Origin of the sequence: Nitrosomonas sp. Nm33, assembly GCF_900107265.1 — a bacterium.
Classification (GTDB): domain Bacteria; phylum Pseudomonadota; class Gammaproteobacteria; order Burkholderiales; family Nitrosomonadaceae; genus Nitrosomonas.
In genome coordinates this window covers 17,116-42,643 of record NZ_FNPJ01000018.1, presented here as the reverse complement: position 1 = coordinate 42,643, position 25,528 = coordinate 17,116, and the positions used below count along the sequence as shown (strand labels likewise).

General features: G+C 46.6%; 23 protein-coding genes. 5 read left to right on the top strand and 18 right to left on the bottom strand.

All coding sequences use genetic code 11. From position 1 onward, the window contains the following. Positions 1-79: 79 nt before the first annotated feature. On the bottom strand, positions 80-559 hold the full coding sequence (locus tag BLV54_RS16715) for a hypothetical protein (RefSeq protein ID WP_256329185.1): 480 nt from the start codon (positions 557-559) through the stop codon (positions 80-82). 15 nt (positions 560-574) lie between these two features. Next, on the bottom strand, positions 575-766 hold the full coding sequence (locus BLV54_RS05875) for a hypothetical protein (protein ID WP_090569130.1): 192 nt from the start codon (positions 764-766) through the stop codon (positions 575-577). A gap of 168 nt (positions 767-934) precedes the next feature. Here BLV54_RS05875 and BLV54_RS05870 point away from each other — a divergent pair, with 168 nt between their 5' ends. The 4 genes from BLV54_RS05870 (at position 935) to BLV54_RS05855 (ending at position 5,574) form a co-directional block, all read left to right on the top strand. Then, positions 935-1,459 (top strand): transposase, encoded by a 525-nt coding sequence (locus BLV54_RS05870; RefSeq protein WP_218132324.1) that lies wholly within the window; start codon positions 935-937, stop codon positions 1,457-1,459. Between the two features lie 168 nt (positions 1,460-1,627). Continuing rightward, the gene (locus tag BLV54_RS05865) at positions 1,628-2,716 is read left to right on the top strand and encodes a CobW family GTP-binding protein (RefSeq protein WP_090569127.1); all 1,089 of its coding nucleotides are present in this window, start codon (positions 1,628-1,630) and stop codon (positions 2,714-2,716) included. A gap of 254 nt (positions 2,717-2,970) precedes the next feature. Continuing rightward, positions 2,971-4,599, top strand: coding sequence for a SagB/ThcOx family dehydrogenase (locus BLV54_RS05860; protein WP_090569123.1), 1,629 nt, complete (start codon positions 2,971-2,973; stop codon positions 4,597-4,599). 321 nt (positions 4,600-4,920) lie between these two features. After that, positions 4,921-5,574 carry a hypothetical protein gene (locus BLV54_RS05855; RefSeq protein ID WP_090569119.1) on the top strand — a complete coding sequence of 218 codons (654 nt, stop codon included), beginning with the start codon at positions 4,921-4,923 and terminating at the stop codon, positions 5,572-5,574. A gap of 414 nt (positions 5,575-5,988) precedes the next feature. On the opposite strand, the gene BLV54_RS05845 is transcribed toward BLV54_RS05855, so the two are convergent. Genes BLV54_RS05845 through zigA form a run of 3 tightly spaced genes read right to left on the bottom strand, consistent with a single transcriptional unit; the run spans position 5,989 to position 8,407 of the window. Then, entirely contained in the window at positions 5,989-6,453 is a 465-nt protein-coding gene (locus BLV54_RS05845) for a Fur family transcriptional regulator (RefSeq protein WP_090569113.1), read from the bottom strand. Between the two features lie 54 nt (positions 6,454-6,507). Next, the gene (locus BLV54_RS05840) at positions 6,508-7,179 is read right to left on the bottom strand and encodes a DUF1826 domain-containing protein (RefSeq protein WP_176969690.1); all 672 of its coding nucleotides are present in this window, start codon (positions 7,177-7,179) and stop codon (positions 6,508-6,510) included. A gap of 1 nt (position 7,180) precedes the next feature. Then, positions 7,181-8,407, bottom strand: a complete 1,227-nt coding sequence (gene zigA / locus BLV54_RS05835) for a zinc metallochaperone GTPase ZigA (protein ID WP_090569107.1) — start codon at positions 8,405-8,407, stop codon at positions 7,181-7,183. Between the two features lie 251 nt (positions 8,408-8,658). Here zigA and BLV54_RS05830 point away from each other — a divergent pair, with 251 nt between their 5' ends. Next, positions 8,659-9,474: an SDR family NAD(P)-dependent oxidoreductase gene (locus tag BLV54_RS05830; RefSeq protein ID WP_090569104.1), complete on the top strand. Its 816-nt coding sequence runs from the start codon at positions 8,659-8,661 to the stop codon at positions 9,472-9,474. A 193-nt stretch (positions 9,475-9,667) separates the two neighbouring features. Here the strand turns inward: BLV54_RS05830 and BLV54_RS05825 are convergent, their stop codons facing one another. From BLV54_RS05825 to adk, 13 genes are all read right to left on the bottom strand, one after another. Further along, positions 9,668-10,489 (bottom strand): DODA-type extradiol aromatic ring-opening family dioxygenase, encoded by an 822-nt coding sequence (locus BLV54_RS05825; RefSeq protein ID WP_090569102.1) that lies wholly within the window; start codon positions 10,487-10,489, stop codon positions 9,668-9,670. Between the two features lie 244 nt (positions 10,490-10,733). Further along, positions 10,734-11,591 (bottom strand): hypothetical protein, encoded by an 858-nt coding sequence (locus BLV54_RS05820; protein ID WP_090569099.1) that lies wholly within the window; start codon positions 11,589-11,591, stop codon positions 10,734-10,736. Positions 11,592-12,051: 460 nt separating this feature from the next. Continuing rightward, entirely contained in the window at positions 12,052-12,201 is a 150-nt protein-coding gene (locus BLV54_RS15995) for a hypothetical protein (protein WP_176969689.1), read from the bottom strand. A gap of 262 nt (positions 12,202-12,463) precedes the next feature. Further along, positions 12,464-13,564, bottom strand: a complete 1,101-nt coding sequence (locus BLV54_RS05815) for an acetyltransferase domain-containing protein (protein WP_256329178.1) — start codon at positions 13,562-13,564, stop codon at positions 12,464-12,466. A 40-nt stretch (positions 13,565-13,604) separates the two neighbouring features. Further along, positions 13,605-13,946 (bottom strand): P-II family nitrogen regulator, encoded by a 342-nt coding sequence (locus tag BLV54_RS05810; protein WP_090569093.1) that lies wholly within the window; start codon positions 13,944-13,946, stop codon positions 13,605-13,607. Next, positions 13,943-17,020, bottom strand: a complete 3,078-nt coding sequence (locus BLV54_RS05805; RefSeq protein WP_090569090.1) for an efflux RND transporter permease subunit — start codon at positions 17,018-17,020, stop codon at positions 13,943-13,945. The genes BLV54_RS05810 and BLV54_RS05805 overlap by 4 nt, the downstream gene beginning before the upstream one ends. Next, the gene (locus tag BLV54_RS05800; RefSeq protein ID WP_256329175.1) at positions 17,010-18,179 is read right to left on the bottom strand and encodes an efflux RND transporter periplasmic adaptor subunit; all 1,170 of its coding nucleotides are present in this window, start codon (positions 18,177-18,179) and stop codon (positions 17,010-17,012) included. Before BLV54_RS05800 ends, BLV54_RS05805 begins: the two co-directional genes overlap by 11 nt. A gap of 126 nt (positions 18,180-18,305) precedes the next feature. Beyond that, positions 18,306-18,437, bottom strand: a complete 132-nt coding sequence (locus BLV54_RS16710; protein ID WP_256329174.1) for a hypothetical protein — start codon at positions 18,435-18,437, stop codon at positions 18,306-18,308. Between the two features lie 265 nt (positions 18,438-18,702). Further along, complete coding sequence (locus BLV54_RS05790) at positions 18,703-20,457, bottom strand: tetratricopeptide repeat protein (protein ID WP_090569085.1); 1,755 nt, start codon at positions 20,455-20,457, stop codon at positions 18,703-18,705. Positions 20,458-20,669: 212 nt separating this feature from the next. Beyond that, positions 20,670-20,951: a hypothetical protein gene (locus BLV54_RS05785; protein WP_090569082.1), complete on the bottom strand. Its 282-nt coding sequence runs from the start codon at positions 20,949-20,951 to the stop codon at positions 20,670-20,672. A 251-nt stretch (positions 20,952-21,202) separates the two neighbouring features. Then, entirely contained in the window at positions 21,203-23,260 is a 2,058-nt protein-coding gene (locus BLV54_RS05780; RefSeq protein ID WP_090569078.1) for a sodium-translocating pyrophosphatase, read from the bottom strand. 143 nt (positions 23,261-23,403) lie between these two features. After that, positions 23,404-24,663, bottom strand: a complete 1,260-nt coding sequence (locus BLV54_RS05775; RefSeq protein ID WP_090569075.1) for a 6-phosphofructokinase — start codon at positions 24,661-24,663, stop codon at positions 23,404-23,406. Positions 24,664-24,751: 88 nt separating this feature from the next. After that, positions 24,752-25,414: an adenylate kinase gene (gene adk / locus BLV54_RS05770; RefSeq protein ID WP_090569136.1), complete on the bottom strand. Its 663-nt coding sequence runs from the start codon at positions 25,412-25,414 to the stop codon at positions 24,752-24,754. Positions 25,415-25,528: the final 114 nt, after the last annotated feature.

Genomic DNA, 25,528 nt, shown 5'->3' with positions numbered 1-25,528 from the left:
ACCTACCGCCTTGACTACTCCTTTTTCCTCAAAATCCTTTTCACCCATTAGGTGACTCCTTCATCCAACCGTAAAACCTTTACAGTACTACGTTTGCAGCTGTTTTTATAGGGTCAACTGAGGAAAATAGGTTAATCGTTGCTTCGCGCTGATGCGGCAATTTAACCAACCGAGGCCAGCGATCATGTATCCAGCAATATTCAGGGGGCGTGTTGACCGTAACCACATAGACTCGCTGCTCCCCGTTTCTTTCTGCCAGAAGCCCCTGAATCACCATTTTGGTGCCCAATGGTATCCAGTGAGTTTGCTTCTCATGATCTTTCTCCATGAAACTATCGGCGGCTATAAGCACTGGTCTTGGGTGCCAAGGCTTCCATTTACCTATTTTTATGGATTCGATGCTTGCCCAGCCACCATTGGGAAAGCACCCTGGATCCTGATCTTTACGCCTTCCCCAGATAATCCAGATCACTCCGCCATTTCGCAGCCTGATGGGTAACCGGGCATCCAATTGCGGAAAATATATTTTTTGATGCTGGAATTCAATACCACCACACATAAACTAATTGCTATGCTAACGCCCACGGCCGCTAAAGTTTATCCACCCGCCATCTTCCGTAATCGCGCCTGTTCTGATTTTCCCGAACAAACCGTCCTGATGTCCTCTAAAATGAACATATCCCTCCTCACAAAGTGTGAAGGATTTTTCAGAACCATTCATAGCGATGACATCCCGTAACACCCCATGTTCAACTGCGCTTATCAATTTAGAGTGTCTGATATTGCTCCTATCCGTCACTGCAAAAACCGAGTTTATCCCGGAATTTCTGGCAAAACGCCGCAAATGTCCATGCAGTAGGTGATCCGATCTTTCTAGAACTCATTTCATAAATGCCGCTGTTCACAATGACGGAAGAATGTTAACTTCCGGTGGATGAGCAGATACGAACGACTGACAGACGAACAATGGACCATTCTTTCACCGCTGATTCCGCCATCGCCGGTTCGTGCCGACGGGAGAGGAAGACCGGAAGTCCACGACGACCGAGCAGTAATGGATGGCGTACTTTGGGTATTGCGCGCAGGCGCCTCGTGGGCTGATCTTTCCGACCGATTTCCCTCTCCCTCGACCTGCTTCCGACGGTTCAGCCGCTGGGTGAAGGCGGGCGTACTACGCAAGATACTGGAAGAACTGGCGAGAGATCTGGAGGAGCGAGGCGGAATCGATCTCACGGAATGCTTCATCGACGGCACCTTCGCGGTGGCGAAAATTGTGGGGGATCGTGCCTACGACAGTGATCCGCTCGATCAGCAGTTGGCAGCCCAAGGAATCGAGCTGATTGGCTTTGCACCGAAAGAACCGTGTCCGCCTGGCAACTCAGGATGGTCGTCGCCCACTCAGGCGCTACCGGCGTCGATGGAAAATCGAACGTTTATTTGCGTGGATGAACAAGTATAAGCGAACCCTGATCCGTTGGGATCGCTGTCATGAGCGTTTCACAGCCTTCGTTCATCTCGCCTTCTCGATGATCCTGATGCGCAAACTGCTGCGATTTATGAAATGAGTTCTAGTGATTTGGAGTATGCTAAAGTAGCAGCTGGCTTTATTCTACCCAGATAATTTACCATGACACTTACGTCCACTACCCCTTCGCTGATTCCTGTGACGTTGCTGACGGGTTATTTAGGTAGTGGCAAAACCACAATCCTGAACCATATCATGCAGCAATCCATGATGGCGGATACCTTGGTGATCATCAATGAATTCGGGGAAATCGCATTAGATCACCTGTTGGTCGTGCATAGCACTGACAACGTGGTGATGGAGATGGGCAGTGGTTGCCTGTGTTGCACTATTCGCAGCGATCTTGTTAAAACGCTGCAAGATCTCACCTGGCGGTTCTCGCGCAATGGAAAACGGCAATTTCATCGCGTTTTGATCGAAACGACCGGCCTGGCTGATCCAACTCCTATCATCCATACTTTGATGACGAATCTGCAGATTAGCAGCCGTTATCGGCTGGATGGTATCGTGGCAACCATCGACATGGCCACGGGAAACCACACCCTGAGCACGTATAATGAAGCGATCAAGCAAGCTGCGATTGCAGACTGCCTGCTGTTGACCAAGGCTGATCTGGTGACACCTCAAAACAAAACCGATCTGCTCCAGCGACTGAACGTCATTAACCCTGCCGCTTCACGCTGGCAAGTTGCACATGGTCAGATTGAAGCAGAAAAATTGTTGGATTTGGGATTATTCTCAACCCAGGAAAAAACGCCCGATGTGGAACGCTGGCTCCGGGAAGAAGCCTATTTGGCAGACGTTGCGAACAAGCCTCGCCATGATGAACAGGGTCATACAGAGGATCATCATGATCACGATAGCCACGTGCACGACATCAATCGCCATGATGATCATGTCCGGGCATATTGCTTCACCACCGATCAACCGGTTATCAAACAAATCTACCCGACCTTGCTGGATCTGCTGTTTTGTATGGGCAGCAATATCCTGCGTATCAAGGGTATCCTGAATATCCAAGGTAATGACCACCCTATGGTTCTGCATGGGGTACAGCACATACTCCACCCGCTGGTGCCATTGCCCGCCTGGCCGGGTGAAGACCGGCGCTCGAAAATCGTCTTCATTACCCGAGACATCGAGCGGGAAACAGTCGAAAATATTTTCAAATCCATTACTAATCATGTCTAATCGCAACTAAAGGAAGCCTCACATCAATTCGCTCACCCTGCTGCATAATGCGCTGCCCTGCTTTAGGGGAATGACTTAACTGGAACGCACTGCTCCATACTTATCGCATTCCAGAATTTTGCACGCCTGGCCTGGGTTTGCAGATGGCTTGATCGCGGCCGCCAACGAAACTTGGTGCAAGAAGAACAATAGAAACCAATCCCGAAAAATTGAAATTAGCAAGTACAGCGAAATATAATTTTTGTTAGTGAGCCATGAGTAAGAACGCATTATCAACCATTATCGCCTATCACGAAGCCAGTAAGCACCGTTTGGATGGCTATGCACCGGGGCCTGGTGGCCTGGACTGGGCTAATCAACCTGATCCGTTTCGCCGCTATGCAGGAACGCAACTCTGTAAGTTGCCTTTACGGATTGCTCCCTTGCAGATTCCGTTTACCGAGGTCCGCAGCGGCCGGCGGCAAATACTGGCAGTGATCAATCTGGCCGGTTTGGCGACGCTGCTGGAACTGAGTTTTGGCTTGTCTGCATGGAAAGAATACGGCGGCTCACGCTGGGCGTTGCGCTGCAATCCTTCCAGCGGAAATTTGCATCCTACTGAGTGCTATGTGCTCGCCGCTGCATGCAACGGCCTTCCGAGCGGCGTGCATCACTATGTCAGCTACGACCACAGCCTGGAACGGCGTGCCGAGGCCAATCCCGATTGGGGTGACATGCTGACTGGCGGCTTCGTGCTGATTCTTACTTCTATTCATTGGCGCGAAGCCTGGAAGTATGGCCTGCGCGCCTACCGCTATTGTCAACACGACTGCGGTCATGCCCTGGCGGCAGTCAGCTATGCTGCTGCCACGCTTGGCTGGCGTGCCCAGGTACTGGAGAACTGGCATGATGCGGTGCTTACTGCGCTAACTGGCGTCGCGCGCATGGGCGATTTTGCAGAGCATGAAAACGAAGCGGTAGATGTGGCGCTCTGGATTGGTTGCGGAAATATGCCTGAGTTTTTGGATTCAGCTCAGACAGCCGTAGCCCTGGCTAGCGAATTGAATTTTATCGGCGAGGCCAATCGTCTCAGCGCTAAACATGTCCATTGGGCGGGAATCGATACGGTGCACCATGCTGCTGAACGGCCTGTTCCTCCTTCCTCATCGTTGACTTTGTCAACGCAGTGGCCACCTCTAGCAGCGATTGATTGTTCGCAAGATGCAGGCTCACTGATTCGCCAGCGCCGAAGTGCTGTCGGTTTCGATGGCGTGACCACCATGCCGGCAGAACGGTGGTTCGCATTGCTCGACGCCCTGCTACCCCGTTCCGGGCTACCGCCTTGGGAGATTTGGCAGCGGCCACCGCGGGTGCATCTCATCCTATTCGTGCATCGTGTCGAAGGTGTGGCAGCAGGTGTCTACCTGCTTCTGCGGGATAAATCCGTCGCTCCCGCTTTACGCCAGGCGATACGCGAAGATGCCGAATGGGCCGAAGTGCCCGGTGCACCTCAGCATCTTGGCTTGTTTCGATTATTCTCCACCGATGCCCGAGATGCGGCGCGCTTGATCAGTTGTCACCAGGACATCGCTGCCGATAGCTGCTTTTCGCTGGGTATGCTGGCTGAATTCGAAGCCGCGTTAAACGAGGGAGCCTGGCGTTATCGCGAACTGTTTCATGAAGCCGGCATGCTCGGTCAGGTGCTCTACCTGGAAGCGGAAGCCGCAGGTCTGCGCGGCACTGGCATCGGCTGCTATTTCGATGATGCGCTGCACGCCATGCTCGGCTTATCAGGCCATGCGTGGCAGTCGCTCTATCATTTCACCGTCGGCGGCCCGCTGGATGACCCACGCCTGCGCACGCTGCCGCCTTATGCGCATCTTAGCGGCAGGGAGGTATGTTGATAAGATCAACCAGCCAAAAGCAGTAGAAGTATGGTAAAAGGATCACCCTTATAGCTAGCCGAAGTTACCAATTGCTCGTAAGTGGATCTAACAAAGTTTGTTGTCACGAAAGCCAAATCGATCTATTACCATAAAAAATAAGGAGATAGTATGAAGCTTAGCGTATTAGCTTTTATAATTGACGTCATAAATTGCGTCATTTCGGAGGCCTAATTCTAGTTAGCTGTAAATTTTTCCACCTGATACCCAGCCCAGGTTTTCTCTATAGAAAAATTAGCAAATTTACATATATTATCAAAGACCAAATAGAAGGATAAATGTATGAAACTATTTAGCTATTTTATTTTCTTAATTTCTCTATTTATTGGAAATGCTATCGCTAGCTCAGAAAATGATTATAAACAAATCGGGAAATTAGAGGACATAAGTTTAGCTAGCACTAAAAGGGTTCTAATTCGTATTGCGGTTCCTGATGGGCTATCTAGGGCGGAATTAACTACTATGCTTACAAATATAGCCATACAAGTTGATAATCAGCAAAGTGCAGCGGCTACGAACGTTTTTGCATATCGCCTTGAAGATATTAAAGTTGCAGGAAAGACTTCCTATACAGCAGGCATGGCAACATATGCTCCTAATGGAAGATGGGAAGATTCAATGGAAAATAGCCCAAAAAAGGTTACTATAAAACTCGCTGATATATATTTCCAACAAAAAAACAAGGTTAAAAACACTGGCGAAGACGTTACGCTTGTATCAAAAAATGGTGGAGATATATACGTTTCTAGCTCAAAGAGCAATTGGGGAGATGAGTATATTATCGGAAAAATTGCTAACGGAACAAAAGCAAAGGTATTAGAAATATATGAATTTCCCGTTTCATCGTCTCATATTTTTGTTAGATATAAAATTAGTCTCACGTATAAGAGAAAAAATATCGAAGGATGGATTTCTGATCATAATATAAAAATGTAGATAGATATGAATACTAGAGTTTAGAGTAAACCAACTCCACAGTTGGAGTTTTTTCCAACCTGAAAGATATAAAGCGCTTGATCTTTTTGTTGTATTACATGCTGTTGCATTATTCATATCCTGAATTCCAGTTTTTATTCCAACCTGGGGGCATGAATTTCTTACATTTTGCATTCCACCATGAGCGGATAGCGATATGCCTTAAAATATTGACCAGTCCTGTACGAATCTGCCCGACAGCTTGAGGCTGATGCTTGCGCCATGGGGAATACTGACACAGGCTTAGGATCAAGTCTTGCCTTTTGCCATCTTTGGCTGTTTCACAATACGATTCACCCAAGAATAGTGCAACCCAAAATAACACCTCATCTCTTTCATACGTTCAAGAGATGAAAATCTTGTGAGGCATGGCCATTACATGGAATCACCTTGACAGCGCTCGCAAAGTCCATGCAGCTCGAGTTGCTGATGGGCCAGGGTAAAGCCGGTGTTTTGAATGCTGCGCGCGAGTTCCGCCATGACATGCTTTTTGATTCCGATCTCTTTAACGCTATGACAGCGGTCACAAATCAGGAATTGCGGGGTTTCGTGCTGATGATCACAGGCGATATGGGCGCATGCTATATACAGACTAGTCGTTTCGAGCTTGTGGACCAATTTTTCATGAATCAGAAAATCCAGTATGCGGTAAACCGACATGACTGGCAATGATTCATTAAACTGTGTTTTATATCTTTCCGCGATTTCATATGCGGATAGGGGTATCGAGGAACGCAGCAACACGATGAGCACATTTTTGCGCTTGGTGGTTAATTTAACCCCTGCCGATATACATGCCTCTTGAGATTTCTTGATGATATGGTCGATATCGACGGTCATTTCTCACCACTTCCTGTGACTTAATTAAACGATTAAGCAGTATTCATAGTCGGTTCAAGCAAGGTCTAAAGTAAGCAGCAGCCGCGTTTCATTCGTATCAAGCGCAGGTGAACGATGAATCACGCCATGATTATTCTGTTCTCCCCATCGCTCACCTTTGAACAAAGCGATATCCCCTTCCTGCAAGCTCTGAATTGGGTATTGTCTTGCGAATGCTTCTGCCTTTTCTTTGGATTCGTTGCAAGCTGCAAGCATAACACGATCGATAGTTTTGCTATCTAACCATTCCGTCCCTTTGCCAGCATAGGTCGTGATCAGGCGGCAAGGCACTTTGTCCGTATGGAAACGCGGGCACATGGTTGTAGTAAGTATATTCAGCCGCAAGCCGACGCTTTCCAAATCAAATAAGCAGGCAAACATCTCAACCAGCCAGCTTACATCCTCAATGAAGGCATTAAGTGCGTGATGCTGGGGCAGCCATGCATTCAAGCGTTTTCTTATGTGCTCTATATTGATTGACTGCGCCAACTCGAAGCCAACGTGTTCTTTCCGTAAATACGCGACATACTGTTTGATATCGGTGCTGAGCACACGCTGCAAAATGCATATTTTGATAAGGCTATCATAGATTCGCGAGAGTATTTCTGGTTCGTGGCCTATTACACTTATACTTTGCCTGACTGAAAAGTGGGCGGATAAATCGGCTGATAATGTAGACGTACGCATGTCAATTTCTCTCCCAAGAAGGAAATGGGTCCTGCAATGTCGCCCAATAAGCTTTGCCAGCATGGAATTCGACATCGGTCAGTAGACATTCGTCTAACCATTGGTGAATTGCTTGTTCATCAAGATTCTGGCCGATAAAGACCAGTTCCTGTCGCATATCGCCAAATGGTTCTACCCACTGCTCCTTTATCGATGCCAGATAGTCCTCATCCTGGGGCCATTGTGATTTTGGCACCGCTTTCCAGAATATTCCGCCATAACCATAGCGCGCGATGCCTCCTGCCTGATTCCATTGCCCGACATAGTCTGGTCGCGTCGCCAGCCAGAAATAGCCTTTTGAGCGCAGTAATTTGCCCTCTGTCCAGGGTTGGTGAAGAAAATCGTAAAAACGTTGCGGATGAAACGGCCTTCTCGCTGTGTAAACAAAGCTGTTGATGCCATATTCTTCTGTTTCAGGAATATGTTCTCCACGTAATTCCTTGAGCCAGCCAGGCGCTTGTTGGGCACGCTCAAAACTGAATTTACGGGTATTCAGCACTTTGGTTAAATCCACCTGCCCATTTTCAATCGGGATGATCTCAGCTTGCGTATTAAGGCTGCATAAAATACCCTGTAGTTTGGTTAACGCATCTTGTTTAACCAGATCGATCTTATTGATCAGAATAACATCGCTGAACTCGACCTGATCGACCAGCAAATCAGCCACGCTACGCTCATCTCCCTCTCCAAGACTCTCTCCCGTCTCTTGCAGCATTTTCGCTTCTTCAAAATCTTTAAGAAAATTGACCGCATCAACTACGGTGACCATGGCATCCAGCCGCGCGATATCCGATAGACTGACGCCATTTTCATCCTCAAAGGTAAACGTTTCTGCAATCGGCAATGGCTCAGAAATGCCTGTCGACTCGATCACCAGATAATCAAATTTTCTTTCTGAGGCGAGCTTGCGCACCTCAATTAAGAGATCTTCGCGCAATGTGCAGCAAATACAGCCATTACTCATTTCGACTAATTTTTCTTCGGCGCGATTGAACGAGATTTCTTTCTCGATCATCGAGGCATCGATATTGATTTCGCTCATATCATTCACTATCACCGCTACGCGTTGGCCTTGCCGATTATTGAGAATATGATTCAGTACTGTGGTCTTACCTGCACCCAGGAAGCCTGAGAGAATAGTCACGGGCAAGCGGCAGGGAGGTTTATGCGAAACATTCGGAACAGACATACAATCGAACTCCAATATTACTTAATATCATTGATATGATACAACATATCATTTTATGAATGATAGTTTTTTTCTACTCCCTTGATAGATTTTGCCTTCATGGAAAAAAATATCATATAAAGTAAGTCACGAAGGTACGAATGAAGTACGAATCACTCATATATTTACAAACTATGACAATTTGTTGCGCTTTGATTGTCTTTTGGATAATAATTATTTATTATCAATAACTTACACAATTACATTAAATCATGACACAACGCGTTGCATTGGTTACCGGAGCATCCAGCGGTATTGGAAGAGCGACTGCCAAACTTCTTGCCAAGAATGGCTATTACGTATTTGCCATGGCACGGCGCATGCACCGCCTGGAACAGATACGTTCGGCTAATATCGAGCCTATTTGTCTAGATGTAACCGATGCCAATGCTATCCGAGTGGCGGTAAGCCATGCCATGGCAAGCAAAGATCGGATTGACCTGCTCGTGAACAACGCCGGTTATGGTCAGTTGGGTGCAATCGAATGTGTTTCCATGGAGGCTGCCCATCATCAATTTGAAGTTAACGTTTTCGGTTATGCCCGTTTCATTCAGGCAGTTGTGCCCCATATGCGGGCGCAGAAATCCGGTTGCATCATCAATATCACCTCAATCCTGGGGAAAATCTCCATTCCAGGTTTCGGCTGGTATGCTGCTTCCAAGCATGCCGTGGAAGCACTATCGGAAACCTTGCGCGGGGAAGTCATGAAATTTGGTATCAACGTGGTGCTCATTGCCCCAGGCCTGATCAAAACTGAATTTGCTGCAAAGGAGTTTGAATTGCTCAAAACAGTTGCCCATCCGTCCGTTTATCAGAAGTTGCTTACCGCGCTCCCTCGGCTGCTGGCTGGTGAACCCCAAGCACCCGGACCGGAAATTATCGCGAAAGCTGTACTCAATGCAGCTACCGCATCCTTTCCTCCTATGCGGCATGAACTACCTGCAGATTCTAAAATTGCGGTAGTATCAAGATGGCTGCTGGGTGGCCGTATTTTTGACCGGGCAGTTCGTCTTAAAATGAAAATCTGAGAGATTGGACGGCAAATATGGAAGTGATATCAGCGAGAAGGGATAGGGTGCAATTCCATTTCTAAATCAAACTTGACTTAGTCGGTTTGTCCTTGCCGTATTCCATATTATTTATACTGTCTGCGGCTCTCTCTTTCTCGATTCAGCAGCATGTTACTTTACCCTCTTCTGGATAGTTGTAAGGTTACCCATTCTATTGCCACAGTAAGCTCGTAACCCTTTTGCCCATGATTTCCTGATTAAAAACCACTTCGGCTATCGGCGTGTCGGCACAGGCGACACCGTAGCAAACATGTAACGGCAATAAATGATCTTCTCTTGGGTGACAAAATCGAGCAGACGGCGCTTTTTCCCACTCAATCAATCGCTGTTCACGCTCTTCAGGTGAAAGAATCTGGCCGGTGCACGTTTCGATTAGCCAGCTATCAAATTCATTGTTTTCTTTGCTGCCATCAATTTCTCGCGAGAAAAATGCTTTTAAATTATGAAACGACATACCTGAGCCGATAATCAAGATGTTTTTCTTTCGTAAAGACGTGATGGCTTTTCCTAGAGCAATATGCTTTCCAGGGTCTAAATTCTTGAGCAGCGATAACTCGATGCAGGGTATCTGCGCATTCGGATACATCAGCTTGAGCGGCACAAATAAACCATGATCAAAACCTCGCTGTTCATCAAGTCTTACTGGAATGCCATTTGCTGCTATCAGTTCAAACACTTTTTTAGCTAACTGTGGGTGACCAGCTGCAGCGTATTGAATTTGATAAGCTTCAGCAGGAAATCCGTAGTAATCGTAGATTATTCCAGGATGACTGCCACTTGTTATTGTCGCTATATCTTCCTCCCAGTGGGCACTAATGACTAAAATCGCTGACGGCTCACCCAGCTTGCTTACGATCTCTGTCAGAAAAGAAACCATCTTCTCATGTGTTTTATCACCTAGAATGGGCAATGGCCCACCACCATGCGGTAAATACAAAACCGGTGAAAGCGTTTCAGATGTTCGGCTGACCATATGAATTCCTAGTAGTGAAAAATGCTAAAGAAGGTCTGAATAATGAGCTGCTGTGGCACATTATTTCATTTCTAAATCAAACCTGACTTTGCCAACTTCTTTTTGCCGTATTATTTATACTGCCTGCGATTCGTTTTTGTGTCATGTTTGATTTGGAAATGGAATGAGTTCGTTGTGCGGTGCCTCTTCACCTAACTGTGTAGCTCCCCCAAAAGTATCTCCTGATAATGGGTTAGTTCTATGTTTAGGAAAGTAGAGTACGCAGTTTCTGTTCTAACGGATCGAGTACTCCGTCATCTACCCAGTATTGGGTATGAGATAGTGGATTCCAACTCTTTAAGAGCCAACCCATCATCCCTCCTCCTACGTTAATGGGGTGATCAACAACTACTTTTCCATACTGATCAGAAAGTACAGCTAATGGCCAACCCAGGACATCATCTTTGTCATAATAGTTATGCCATTCAAAGCTATTATTTGGGTGGATGGGAAGGATGTCATCCTTTGCATGCGCGGCAACGAAGATAGGGATATTGCAGCCTGTCGTAATGAATACGCGAAAATGCGAGCCTCGAAGAAAAGCAACTTCTTCCTCTTTAAGATTTCTTCCCCCAGTTATGTCCGCCGCTGCATCTGAAATATTCTGCCAGATACCAGTTGTAGGCAGCTTGTCAGGAGTAGTCTGATTGGCATCCCAGAAGTAGCATGAAATTACCTCACAACCAAGAGATTGCGCCAGAAAAACTACAGGGCCGTCGCCCTCCATTGCATCTCGCGCTTTAAGCAATTCCTTCGCGATTGTGACTTGTGCTTTCCAATAATCACTACCATTTCTGTCCTTATTGCTTTCAAGACCTGTTGCGTCGGCAAAGCCAAAAAGTAAAAATTTCCGAAGTTCATCCCATTTTAATTGGCGATCAACACTATGCCAGACGCGATCTTCATTTGATTGAAGAATATCTTGGTAATAAACTTTCCCCATGTAGATATTATCTGATAGTGATCCTAATCGTCTCTTTAGTTTCTGTACGATTTCCTGGTTGTAGTTGAGGTCGGTTCGTCCCATTCCATGAACGGTAATGAATGCAGCCTTCTTTGGCATAGATACCTCCTTTATGTGGTAAGGGTTAACCAGAATTGGGTCTCCGAAATGAAACTTCACTTGGCCGGATCAAAAAGTAAAAAACAACCAACAAAGCAGATCGGCGCTTGAAACTCTGCGGAAGCAACAGATCAAACCAATTCACTTTTATTGCAAGATAATGCTAAGGGATGATAAATAGGCGGGCAATAATGCAACTGTATACAATTTTCACCCCTTGCCATAAAATTGAAAAAAGATCTATCTTTGAGAAATTCTCTAAAACATACAAATTACTTCAATAACTTAATAAGATTTTTATAGGGGAATGGGAAAGCAGATAGTGCTCGTGGATCTGGTTACCATAACGACATCAGACTCTGGCCCCGATTAAGACGCCAATAACAAAAACCGCCCTGAAAGGGCGGTTAAAATATTTTAATCATCATATTTGCATCATATTGGAGCGATATGTTTAGCTCTAGCCTTTTGATTTTTTCTCATCAGCTTTGTCCGGCATAGATTCACGTTCCATCATCGCACTTGGCGGATACTGCCCTGGTTTTGGTTCCATACAGGCAGTTAGGGAAGATGCTGCTAAGAGTACAGCTAGTATGAGTGAAAGTTTCATTTTTGCAGTCTCCTATATAGAGAAAAAATACAAATAACTGAAGTCAGAGTAGCTTAATTATTTGACTCCAATTTTTCTGATTGACACTCCTGAAGCAGAGCAGAAGCAACGCGTCAAACTAATCCAGCTTCACTACATGATCATGCTAAGGGATAAAAAATAGGCAGGCAATAATGCAATTGCATACATTTTTATCCCTTCGTCCCAGAAACATCAGGAAAGAATAGTCACGTGCCCTAAGAGATGTGTGCGCTTACGCCCTTCAAACAAACCGCAGGATACTGTCTGGATAACGCCATTTCAAGGCGCGATAGAGACAACAAACCGGGTAGAGCGCCGCCAGCGTGATGATCGCAGCAAGATAAGCCTGTCCAAGTCCAGCGCGCTCCAGAAACAGGGTGAGCATAGCCAGCACGGGAAAATGCGCGAGGTAGAAAAAAAGTGCTGTCTGGCCGAATACCAGAATGGGACCATATGGACGGATGCCGATCTTCGGCTGCAACCATAGCATAGCCGCCAGCATGATCGCCATCAGTCCCAGTTCCAGTGAAATATAGCTGATGCTCGGCGGATACTTGCTGACATGCAGCCACTGGATGAGCGAATGGTCTTCGCGATACAGCAACATGTTGCCGTAGCCGTTAAAGCCACGCACGAGCAGGAAGCAAGCTAAGGCCAGCAGGCTTCCCACCAATAGTACGCGAGCAACTGACCAGGCGCTTTTCTTGCGGGTTATCAGCCAGTCGCCAAACACCCATCCCAGCATCATGATGGCGAGCCATGGAATCACCGGATAGAGTACCGTAAATGATTCGCTGAACCAGGGAGCGAAGGTCAGTGCCAGCCAAAGCGGCACCTCACCTTGAGGCTGCCAGAACAAGACGGTGAACGCTTCCCCACCAAAGAGCAGGGTCAGCGCGCTGATCAATAGCACGCACTTACCCAAACGATAAAGCAGCGCCATCATCATCATGCTGACACCGATCGCATACAGTACTTGCAGATACAGCTTTCCACTCAGGAATGAAAACACTACGATATCGAGCAGCGCAATGAATGCACCGCGAATGAATAGATCACGATCAATGGCTTTGCTATCCATGCCTTTTTCACGTCGTTGCACAATACTGAGCGCCATGGCTGTTCCCGTCAGGAACACAAAGGTAGGCGCACACAGATGCGTTACCCAGCGGGTGAAAAATTGTTCGGCAACAAAACCTGACCCGACCATATGCGTGACGATGGTATCGTTTGCGACACGCCCTTGGTTGAAAAAAGCGGAAGCGTGATCCAGCGCCATCAGTACCATGACCATACCCCGCATCCAGTCGAGAGCTGCAATGCGATTTATGTTTTTATCCATTTGCTCCAAGGCAATGAACCTTTGTTGCTAGTGATCATTTTTACACATTGTCGGTTGAGTCCCAGGAATATCCTGGAGCGCCCGCGCTAATATGCCCACTTTTTTCAACGTCAATGATGTAGACCCTGCCTGCACCAGGCTGATGCGTATTAGCTGCTGCCATCACTGTATTGAAAATAACATCCACTAATTCATCAGGAGCAAAAATTTCAATGCGCTTTCTCGGCATATACGGAGAATAATCCTGCTTACTGTTAATTTTCTTTTCTCCAAAACCTTCGCAGTCCGAGATACTCATCCCTGGAAAGCCAGGGATGGCTTGCAGAGTCTGAGTGAGTTTCGATAACATGAATGGCTGAATATAGGCACGAATTTCTTTCATGATATCCTCGTGTTGTGTTGTTTATCAAAATTGTGATAGAGCGCAGGAAGCAAGGTCAGAGTCGATATCGTCGCGGTTATCAGTCCACCAATAATAACCACTGCAAAAGGTTTGGCAGTTTCCGATCCCACACCAGTAGAAAGAGCAGCAGGCAATAGCCCCAGCATTGCCATCAACGCTGTCATCAAAATAGGACGCAATCTATCGACGGAACCCTGTAAGACCGCTTCAGAGATTGTCATGCCTTCGCGCCTTAGGGCATTAACATGAGAAACCAGGATTATCCCGTTCTGGACTGCAATACCGAACAACACGATAAACCCGACCGCTGCGGAAATGCTTAAATGGATGCCAGTAAGCAATAAAGTTATCAGTCCACCGATCATGGCGAAGGGCACAATCGACACAATCAGAAAGGCATTTCTGATCGAGAGGAAAGCCCAGAACAGCAACAGGAAAATCATGGTTAAACTGAGCGGTACGATAAACGACAGCCGTTTCATTGCACGCTGCTGATTTTCGAACTGACCACTCCAGACAGTACGATAACCGGGCTGCAGCACAACTTGTTCAGCAATTTTTTTCTGGGCTTCTCTTACAAAACTTCCCTGGTCACGTCCGATTAAATTGCATTTGATAGCGATGCGGCGCATACCACCCTCGCGAGTAATTCGTGAAGCGCCTTGATTAATCCTGATATCGGCTAACTCGGCTAATGGGATATGACTGCCATCCGAAGACAGGACGGTGATATTCTCAATTGCCCCCACCGAATCGCGCGCCGAACTAATTAACCGCACTGTAATGTCAAACAGCCGTTCGCCCTCCAACATTTGCGTAGCCGCTTTTCCTCCAATTGCCATTGCAATCACATTTTCCACATCAGCGATATTAATTCCATAACGTGCAATTTTTGCCCGGTTTATGGTAATGACCATCTGAGACAGACCTGCTTGCTGTTCAGCAGCCACATCCGTAGCACCCTCTGTAGAACGTAGTATATGGGTGATTTTATTCGCTTTTTCTTGCAGGATTTTAAGATTTGGGCCAAAAATTTTGATGGCAATTTCACCCTTGACACCAGAAATGGCTTCCTCTACGTTGTCTTGTATTACTTGAGAGAAATTAAACTGCATGCCAGGGAATATTGCTAGACGATCCTTCATCCTTTTAATCAATTCATCCTTGCTTGCATACCGCCAAGCACTCTTTGGCTTGAGATCTATTAAGACCTCGATGTTATTAAAGCCCTTCGGATCAGTTCCGTCCTCGGGACGTCCCAGTTGTGTAAGCACAGAGCTTGCTTCGGGGAATTCAAGCAAGCGCATACGCACATCTGTTTCCAGTTCTTTAGCTTTTCTCAAGGAAACTGAGGTAGGCATTGTGATTGTTAACCAAATATTGCCTTCGTCGAGCTTGGGCATAAATTCAGTACCAATCCATGGGATCGAAGCCAATGACAACGCCAGAGCCAAGCTCGCGCCCATGAATAACCTGGAAGAATGGCGTAATACCGCTTCCAATAGCTTCTGGTACCATTGTTGCATGCTATGCACCAACGGATTATGTCGTTCAATCAGTTTAGGGCCAATGAAATAACTTAACAGGACGGGGATTAAGGTTAAACTGATGATAAGCGCACCCGCCAAGGCAAAGCTGATTGTGAGCGCCATCGGAGAAAATATCTTTCCCTCGACTTGCTGAAACGTAAAAACAGGTATCATTGCAACAATGATGATGGTCTTAGTAAACAATATGGGGCGGGCCATTTCTCCCGCTGTTATCAGCATGGATTGACGCATATGTGCCACACTCATATGTTGACGCATTTCCAACGTCATTTTAACCATGACCGCCTCGACCATGACTACCGCGCTATCGACAAGGATGCCAAAATCGATAGCGCCGAGGGAAATCAAATTGGCGGAAACATTCGCAATATCAATCAAAATAAAAGCAAATAATAAAGACAGCGGAATAACAATAATGATCACCAATGAAGCTAATATCCGGCGGAGAAAAATAAGTATAATCACCAGAACCAGTGCGATACCCTCCAACATATTCCGCTCAACCGTATGTACAGTTTTCTGGACCAGATCTGTACGATCATAAATGGGAATAATCTTGACCCCGGGAGGTAAGCCATAATGGTTAAGGTGGTTGATTTTTTCTTTTACCCCATTCAACACTTCAATGGCATTTTTTCCTTTGATAAGTAAAACTATCCCCTGGACTACATTATCGTATTTGTTATAGCCAACAATACCACTGTATGTCTGTGGGCCAATAATGACCTCGGCGATATTTTTGACAAAAACAGGCGTGTCCTCCCGAGTAGAAACAACAATTTCTTTGATGTCATCAACAGATTGCAACAAGCCAGTTCCTCGTACTACCAATGCTTCATCACCATGCTCAATAAAACTGCCACCGATATTGGCATTACTGGCAGCGATGGCCTGATAGACTTCAGGAAGAGTGAGTTTGTAATTTTTTAGTTTATGAGGATCAATCTGGATCTGATATTGCTTGATGCCTCCACCGAAGCCCACTACGTCAGCTACCCCGGGAACACTGCGAAGCATAGGCTCAATCGTCCAATCTTGTATTGCTCGCTGTTCTATTAAAGTAGTTTCGGGCGCTTCAATGAGATAACGATAAATTTCACCTATGCCGGTAGTTAAAGGACCGAGTAATGGTGTTACATCCGCTGGCAAATGAATGCCACGTAATCGTTCAAGTACCTGCTGCCGGGAAAAATAATCTTCAGCAGTATCGTCGAAAGTCAACGTTACAACAGATAAGCCAAAAATCGATACGGAACGCATATTGAGCAAATGCGGAAGACCATTCATTGCCCTTTCGATCGGTAAGCTAATCAGTTTTTCCACTTCTTCCGGAGCCTGACCGGGATATTGAGTAACGACTTGTACAAAAACATTTTGTACATCTGGAAAAGCCTGGACTGGCAGACGTTCAAATGATCGAATACCTAGTGCAATCAGTAGGAGAGATGCGCCAATAATAATCAAATGCTGTTGCAGGCAGAATGCGATAACTCTAGTAATCATTGCGTGTTTCTTCTTTTAGCTGCTCAGCTTCTTGCTCGGCGCGCAGCAAGAGCGCGCCATCGGTCACGAGGCGCTCACCAGGCTTCAGGCCTTCATGAATCACTACTTTCTCTTTGAGACGCAACCCCGTTTTGACAAGCCGTTTCTGGTAGTGATAATTACCGATATTGACATATACCCATTCAGATTCATTTTCAGTAAATAATGCTGTTAACGGTACAACTATTGCCAGATCTGTCGGATCGCTTTGCACTTTGACACTGGCAAACATGAAAGGTAACAGACGACCATCTGTGTTAGACAATATGCAGCGCACCTTCACTGTGCGCGTCGTTTCATACACTATCTGACCAATGTAATCAACCGTTGCAGTGAAATCTTCACTGGGATACGCTTCGACGTTCAGCACTGCTTTGGCACCGGTATGGATCAAACCAATATCCTTCTCAAAGATATCAATTTGTACCCATAATCTAGAGAGATCAGAAATAACAAATAATGGTTCGCTCAGATCAGGTTTGATTTCCATGCCTGGATTGATATTGCGCTCTGTGATAACCCCTGAGAGGGGAGCATGTAAAACAAAACGGTTATTCATACGAAGACTGTCGCGTATCCCCAGGTTTGCAAGTCTGAGGCGGGCTCTTTCTGCTTCGCTACGAGCACGGATTAGATCATCTTCTGCTTGCTCCAATTGCTTACGTGGCGCGACATCATTATCGTATAGTAATCGCACACGCTGGAAAGTATGGTTAGCCAGGTTCAAATCAGCTAATGCTCCAGCGTAAGCAGCTTGCGCCTGCCCAAGCTCAGGACTATCCAATTCCGTTAATATGTCACCTATACGAACATGGCTTCCTACTTCGGCAATGGTTCCAACCACTCGCCCTGCAATCGGTGAAGAAACACGAACGGTGCGGGTTTCATCATAAGTAATTTTACCGGTTACTTGCTCCATGAGCGGACGCTGGATTAAGTCGACAACTGCTTCTTTGATATAGCTGTGCTTGGGTGATCTTTCGTCGAGTATCACCTCGTTCTTGGAGTGCGCAGTAGTCTGCTGAAATAATTGTTCATTGTTTTTTGGCTGGCAAGCCAGCAACGAGAGGCATAACAATCCGACGATTAGTTGCGCGATATTGAGAGACATTGTGCCCATAATTTTTCGCCCTAAGCCTATGGAAGTCCGACAACATTTAGCATTCTTGAACCTAGATTCCTCAGTTGATCGCTCGTTCTGATGTTAACATTATGAATATAATAATTTTTCCTACATATTTCATTTTCACCCTCTGGGTGTTTCCGCTGCAGGACGGATTGCGCAATTTTGCAAGCGCATGGCTGCGTTGCAACTCTTTGGAATGGAACGACCATTCCGCATCGTTGTGCCTTGCCCTGCACTCGCAAAATCACACACTCCATCCTGCCCAACTGAGGAATCTAGGTTGAAATATCTCCATTGTTAGGCAAGAAGATATAGATAAAAATCTTAATGCACGTTTTTCAACAAGAGTACTGTTTAGATGGATAAGAATTAAGGAAATTCTTAAGATGGATGCCTTTCAGAGATCACATGATTTTCGCATGGTGATCGACAGGTAAAGGATGTGATTTTCTATCCGGCCTGGAGCAGACAGACCAGCTGGTTCTAATGTACTTCCAGCAGATCTAGCGCGTTGTTATCACTCTCTTTTCATGACAATGGAGTCGACATCCCGCCCAAAGCGTGAGGCATTGAGCATGATGTCAGCACGCTCCCATGCCTTCTTGAAGCGAGCCTCGATAAGGACTGCCTGATCATTTTTCTGCTGAGCACGCAATGCTTGCAGCAGACCGTACAATGCCCAGCCATTATTGCGGTTACGCCGCAGGTCTTCCCAGTAAACTGTTTCTGCTTCGGCTGGACGCCCTGCTTCGAGCAGAATTGCCCCCAGCGCCAGACGTGGCGGGAAATGCCATTCAGCCGGTTCAGTATAAACCAGGCCATCTTCCAGGCGAACAGCGCGATCGAGATGTGCAATTGCTTCATCGAACTTCCCATGGGCAGCTTTGATCTCACCGGCCAATACCTCGAGGCCGATGGCGAGTACCGTGCGAGCTGTATTCTGCGAGAAGAGCGTTGCATCCAGGCTTGGGTTCTGCATGATCTTACGCAATGATGCGAGCTCTTGCTCCGCTTGCTGCAGTTGGCCCGTTGCCACAAATGCGAGACCCCGCACATAGTGCCAACTACCTGTCAGAAACGCATTGCTCGCAGGGGGTGCCGGTTCCTGGAGAACGGCTTGCCAGTGACCAAATCGTGCCAGCGACCAGTACGGGATGACACGAAATATCGCCGTTTCGGGTAACTCGTTCAGCACGGCATCATCAATCTTGGTTGCTGCCTTGCGGGCCGCCTCAATCGCAATCTTGCTTTGTCCATCCAGTGTGGCTGCAAACCAAAGAAAGTGGATGTTGTGCGGATAGTAACCCATCGGATAGATCCCTTGCGCTTGATATTGGGTAAGATAGTGTTCATCCGCAGTGATAGCGAGCTGATTGCTTTTCATCGAGTCTGCATAGCGCCCGATCCGCTGATAAATATGCGAGGGCATGTGTACCGTATGACCCGCATCTGGCATGAGTGTCAACAAGGTATCCGCTGCTTTTTCCGCACGCTCGGGTGTGCAGGTGGGTTCCATAAGATGGATATACATGTGCACGGCGCCGGGATGCTTCGGATTTTTGCGCATGATTTCTTCGGTGATCGCTACAATTTCAGTTGTGCCTTCATAGGGGTGCCCATCTGGCATCCAGTAGCCCCAAGGCCGAAGATCCATCATCGCTTCGACATAGAGCATGGCGATATCAAGATCATCCGGAAAACGTTGGTGTGCAGATCGCATGGCTGCTGCATAAGCTTGATTATTCACGCTGCGATCTTCTGCTTTACCCGAGTAACGCTTTTCCAGTGCACGAATCAGCACCTGTTCTCTCGGTGTTGCGGTTGCCATCAGCGCAACCGCTTTTTGAACAAGCTCAAGTGCCTGTTGCTCTTTCTTTGGATCCATCATTGCATTAATATTGGGCCCCAGCACGAGCGCCTGCCCCCAATAAGCCATTGCCAGGGTAGGATCAAGTCGCGCGGCTTCGCTGAAGGCACGACCTGCTTCGGCATGATTGAATCCATAGGCTAGATTCAATCCTTGATTCATGAATAATTGTGCCTGCGGGTTGTTGGTGCTTACTGGAAAAGTATGAGTGCCAAGATTTTGCAGCCTGGGCGCGAGCTGACCGGATGGTTCTGAATGATGAGCTTGCTCCGTGCGTTCATGCTTATGAACCGATGTGGATTGATCTGGCCCCTTTACTAAATTTGTCTGAGCATGTGCGCTTAACAAGGTAGCAACGGTGATTATGAAAACCCAGCTCAGGAAACGAATGATCTTGTATAACATAATTACCCTTTTCTAGTTTTTTTCCAACTCCAACTCAAAATTTGCTTTACCAGTTTTTCTTTGTTGCATCGTCTGGATAGAATGTGATTCCACCTGAGCATTATGTTTGATTTTGTAACGGAATGAGGTAGAGCTGAATGATTGAGTCGGGTCTGACTGATGATCAGTCAGACCCACAATAATTTGTAGAGTTTTTTAATTCCAGAATTTAGCTATTTGCCTTCTAAAACCAGCCTGCCATTTTTATCGACCTTCATTTTAAAAGTGTCACCGACATGTCTTTTGACATGAACCTCATAAGTGGTGACTGAATTCGCTATTTCCTTTTCAATCTTTTCAGCTTCCCCACCTTGTAAGTTTACAATGATAGTTTTCTGAACAGCTTCTGGAAGCTGATAAAGCTTGACCTCTGTTTCATATTTGTTAGCAAAGGTGAGCGTTGCAAAAGAGGTAAGTCCGATCGCTAGTATAAGTGTACGTGCTTTGACGTTCATCTTGATTCTCCTGTTAATGTTGTTAATACAAACAGTTACATAGAGTTTTGATAAAGATTGTAAACACGAGTGATTGCTGACGAGCTGATAGTACTTTAATTTGCTCACTGGCATTCACGATCAATCCTACGTAATGTAGCCAGAGAATGCAACGACAGGATGATAGCAATGATGAAAACGCAGTTAGTAGTTAGAAAAAAAGCCCACCAGCTTTAAGTGGTGGGCTTTTTCAAAGACCAACAATTATTCCATTACAGCAACGGAATGATCAGTAATGCCACGATGTTGATAATTTTGATCAGCGGATTGATGGCTGGGCCAGCCGTGTCTTTGTACGGATCGCCAACAGTGTCACCAGTAACTGCCGATTTGTGAGCTTCACTTCCTTTGCCACCATAGTGACCATCTTCAATGTATTTTTTTGCGTTATCCCACGCACCACCACCCGTTGTCATGGAAATAGCCACGAACAGACCGGTAATGATAGAGCCCATCAATACACCACCAAGTGCTTGTGGACCGAGGAATACGCCCACCAGTACAGGAACCAGAACTGGCAGCAATGATGGTGCGATCATTTCTTTAATGGCTGCTTTGGTCAGCATGTCAACCGCACGGGAATAATCTGGTTTAGCCGTTCCTTCCATGATGCCTGGAATTTCACTGAATTGACGGCGCACTTCAATGACCACTGAGCCCGCGGCACGCCCAACGGCTTCCATCGACATGGCACCAAACAAGTAAGGCACCATGCCACCAATGAACAGACCGATAATGACCAGGTGGTTAGACAAATCAAAAGTGAGCAACTTATTAGCATGCTCCAGGCCATAGGTATAATCAGCAAACAGCACCAGTGCGGCTAGCCCTGCCGAACCAATGGCATAACCTTTGGTTACAGCTTTGGTAGTGTTACCAACTGCATCGAGTGGATCAGTAATCGCACGCACGGACTCAGGCATGCCAGACATTTCAGCAATACCACCTGCATTGTCAGTAATGGGACCATAGGCATCAAGTGCAACAATAATACCGGTCATGGACAGCATGGCGGTAGCCGCAATGGCAATACCATACAGACCCGCCAATGAATAAGCAATCAGGATACTTGCACACACTGCCAGAACAGGTGCTGCAGTAGCACGCATGGATACGCCGAGACCTGCGATGATATTGGTACCATGTCCTGTAGTCGATGCGTTAGCGATATGCTGAACAGGTGGATATTCAGTCGAGGTGTAATATTCGGTGATGATTACCATCAATCCTGTCAGAATCAATCCAATAGCGGCGCAAATAAACAAGCGCATGACCAGTTCACCGCCGGCGATATCAACACCATCATGATTTAACGAGAGACCACCCATAAACCAGACAGTGACGGGCAGATAGGCAAAAAATGCAATGCCGCCTGCAACGGCTAGTCCACGATAAAGCGCATTCATGATTTTGCCGCCTTCACGCATTTTGACATAGTAGCAACCTATGATAGACGCGACAATCGAGACTGCACCCAGCATCAATGGATAAACAACAGCGCTGGCACCATCCGACGTGAACAACAAAGAACCCAGTATCATGGTCGCGATGATGGTAACGGCATAGGTTTCAAACAAATCGGCTGCCATTCCAGCGCAATCACCAACATTATCGCCCACGTTATCCGCGATTACTGCCGGATTACGTGGATCATCTTCAGGGATTCCCGCTTCTACCTTGCCTACCAGGTCTGCACCAACGTCTGCACCTTTTGTGAAAATACCTCCACCCAGGCGCGCGAAGATGGAAATCAGCGAACCACCAAAAGCGAAGCCAACCAATGGGTGAATGATGTCACTCATTGGTTGATCCGCGGTTGAATTACTGTATAACAGTGCACAATACCCTGCTACCCCTAATAATCCAAGCCCTACTACCAGCATGCCAGTAACTGCTCCGCCGCGGAATGCAATTTCCAATGCTTCATTGAGGCCAGTACGTGCCGCTTCGGCCGTGCGTACATTGGATTGTACAGATACGGACATACCCATGAAGCCAGCAACACCAGAAAGCACTGCGCCTAAAGCAAAACCAAAGGCTGTGCTCCACGTGAGCGCCACGCCTATGGCAAGAAATAAAAGCACACCAACCATACTGATCGTCATGTATTGGCGCTTGAGATAAGCCGACGCACCTTCTTGTACGGCAGCAGCGATTTCCTGCATACGTGCATTGCCGGGAGACTGAGCATAGATACGCCGGATCCAGATGCCACTGAAAACCAGGGCAAGAATCGCGCTGAAAATTGCGATCGTTAAACCGTTTGCCATAAAGAACTCCAATTAAAGCCAGACCACCTGAAAAACATGCGAAATTTGGTCTGAAAATTTCGCATCAATCATCTAATTTGAACCAGAAACAGCGAGAGCGCCTATTTTATACGTTCTTGCCATCAGAATGTAACTGTATGAGATTAAAGCTTGAATTCACCCAATTTCTTACTGACCGCGATGTTCTGCAGCCGGACATAATCGGGCAATCCATTCTTATAGGGAGGATAATCCTCGCCCTCGATCAGCGGTGAGAGGTATTCACGGCATTTTTCCGTAATGCCAAAGCCGTCCTCGGTAATAAAGTCTGCTGGCATCATTTTTTCTACATTGGCGACTTTGGATAATTCAGCCATGCCTACTTTCCAGCTGTAAGGTGTATTGGAGACACGTTCAACCGTTGGCATGACTGAGTTATGCCCGGCGATCGCATATTCAACTGCTGCTTTGCCCATTGCATAGGCTTGCTCCACATCGGCTTTGGAAGCAATATGTCGTGCTGCACGTTGGAGATAATCAGCTACCCCCCAGTGATATTTAAGACCTAGCCCATCCTTGATGATATTTGCGACTACCGGCGCAACACCGCCTAACTGTGCATGACCAAACGCATCACGTAGCCCCTGGTCAGAAAGGAAATTGCCATCCGCGCCTTTGACGCCTTCTGACACCACTACCGAACAATAGCCGAATTGCTTGACATAGCTATCGACTTTTGCAAGAAATTTTTCTTTATTAAAAGTAATTTCCGGAAACAGGATCACAATGGGAATTTCGCAGTCTTTACTCGAAGCTAATCCGCCCGCAGCAGCAATCCAGCCTGCATGACGGCCCATTACTTCCAGCACAAACACTTTGGTGGATGTTTTAGCCATGCTTGCGACGTCAAAACTGGCCTCACGCGTCGATACTGCTATATATTTTGCAACCGAACCAAACCCGGGGCAGCAATCGGTAATGGGCAAATCGTTATCGACCGTTTTAGGAACATGAATGGCTTTGAGAGGATAACCGAGTGTGTCTGACAACTGTGATACTTTAAGACAGGTATCCGCTGAATCTCCGCCGCCGTTATAGAAAAAATAACCGATGTCGTGTGCCTTGAACACTTCGATCAAACGTTCGTATTCACGCCGGTTCTGTTCGAGGCTTTTCAATTTATAACGACAGGAACCGAAAGCGCCGGAAGGCGTATGACGTAATGCTCTGATTGCTTCGGCAGATTCTGCGCTGGTATCGATCAAGTCCTCCGTTAGTGCACCAATGATGCCATTACGGCCAGCGAACACTTTGCCGATTTTGTCGCTATGCGCACGGGCTGTTTCCAGAACACCCGCCGCAGAGGCATTAATAACGGCAGTTACACCGCCAGATTGTGCATAGAATGCATTTTTTATTGCCATATGATTTTTTCTCCTGATTGATTAAAACGTTAGCACATCTTTTTTATTTATTTTCGGAAAGAGCTCACAAAAACTTATCAAAAAAGTTTTAGGACTTATTTGTGAGCGATGTCATGATGCTGCGGCAAATGGCTTCCACATCACCAATACCGGCGATTTTGATATAACGCGGCGCACCGGGCTTTCCACTGGCTGACCAATTCGAGTAGTACTGGATGAGTGGTTTGGTTTGATCATGGTAAACCTGCAAACGCTTTCTCACAGTTTCTTCTCGGTCATCGTCCCGCTGGATCAATGGTTCACCTGTTACATCATCTTTGCCGTCTACTTTGGGTGGGTTGAATTCAATATGATAGGTACGACCCGAAGCTGGATGTACCCGGCGACCGGACATGCGCTTGATAATTTCGGCATCCACCACATCGATTTCGACGACATAATCGATCGGTATATTGGCTGCTTTTAGTGCTTCTGCTTGAGGAATGGTGCGGGGAAAGCCATCAAACAAAAAGCCATTGACGCAATCAGGTTCAGCAATACGCTCTTTGACGAGATTGATAATGATGTCATCTGACACCAGACCCCCTGACTCCATAATTTTTTTTGCCATGATACCAAGCTCTGTCCCGGCCTTGACAGCATTACGCAGCATGTCCCCAGTCGAGATTTGTGGGATACCAAAATGTTCTTTGATATGGTTGGCCTGAGTGCCTTTACCCGCTCCAGGGGCACCTAACAAAATGATTCTAATGATTTTCTCCCTATTATCGCCAAGACTATAAGAAAAGAATTGTCTCAATGTCAGCAAATGCAAATTATATCGCAGGCGAGCCATATACTTGAAGTTTTTGCTGATTTTTCGCGA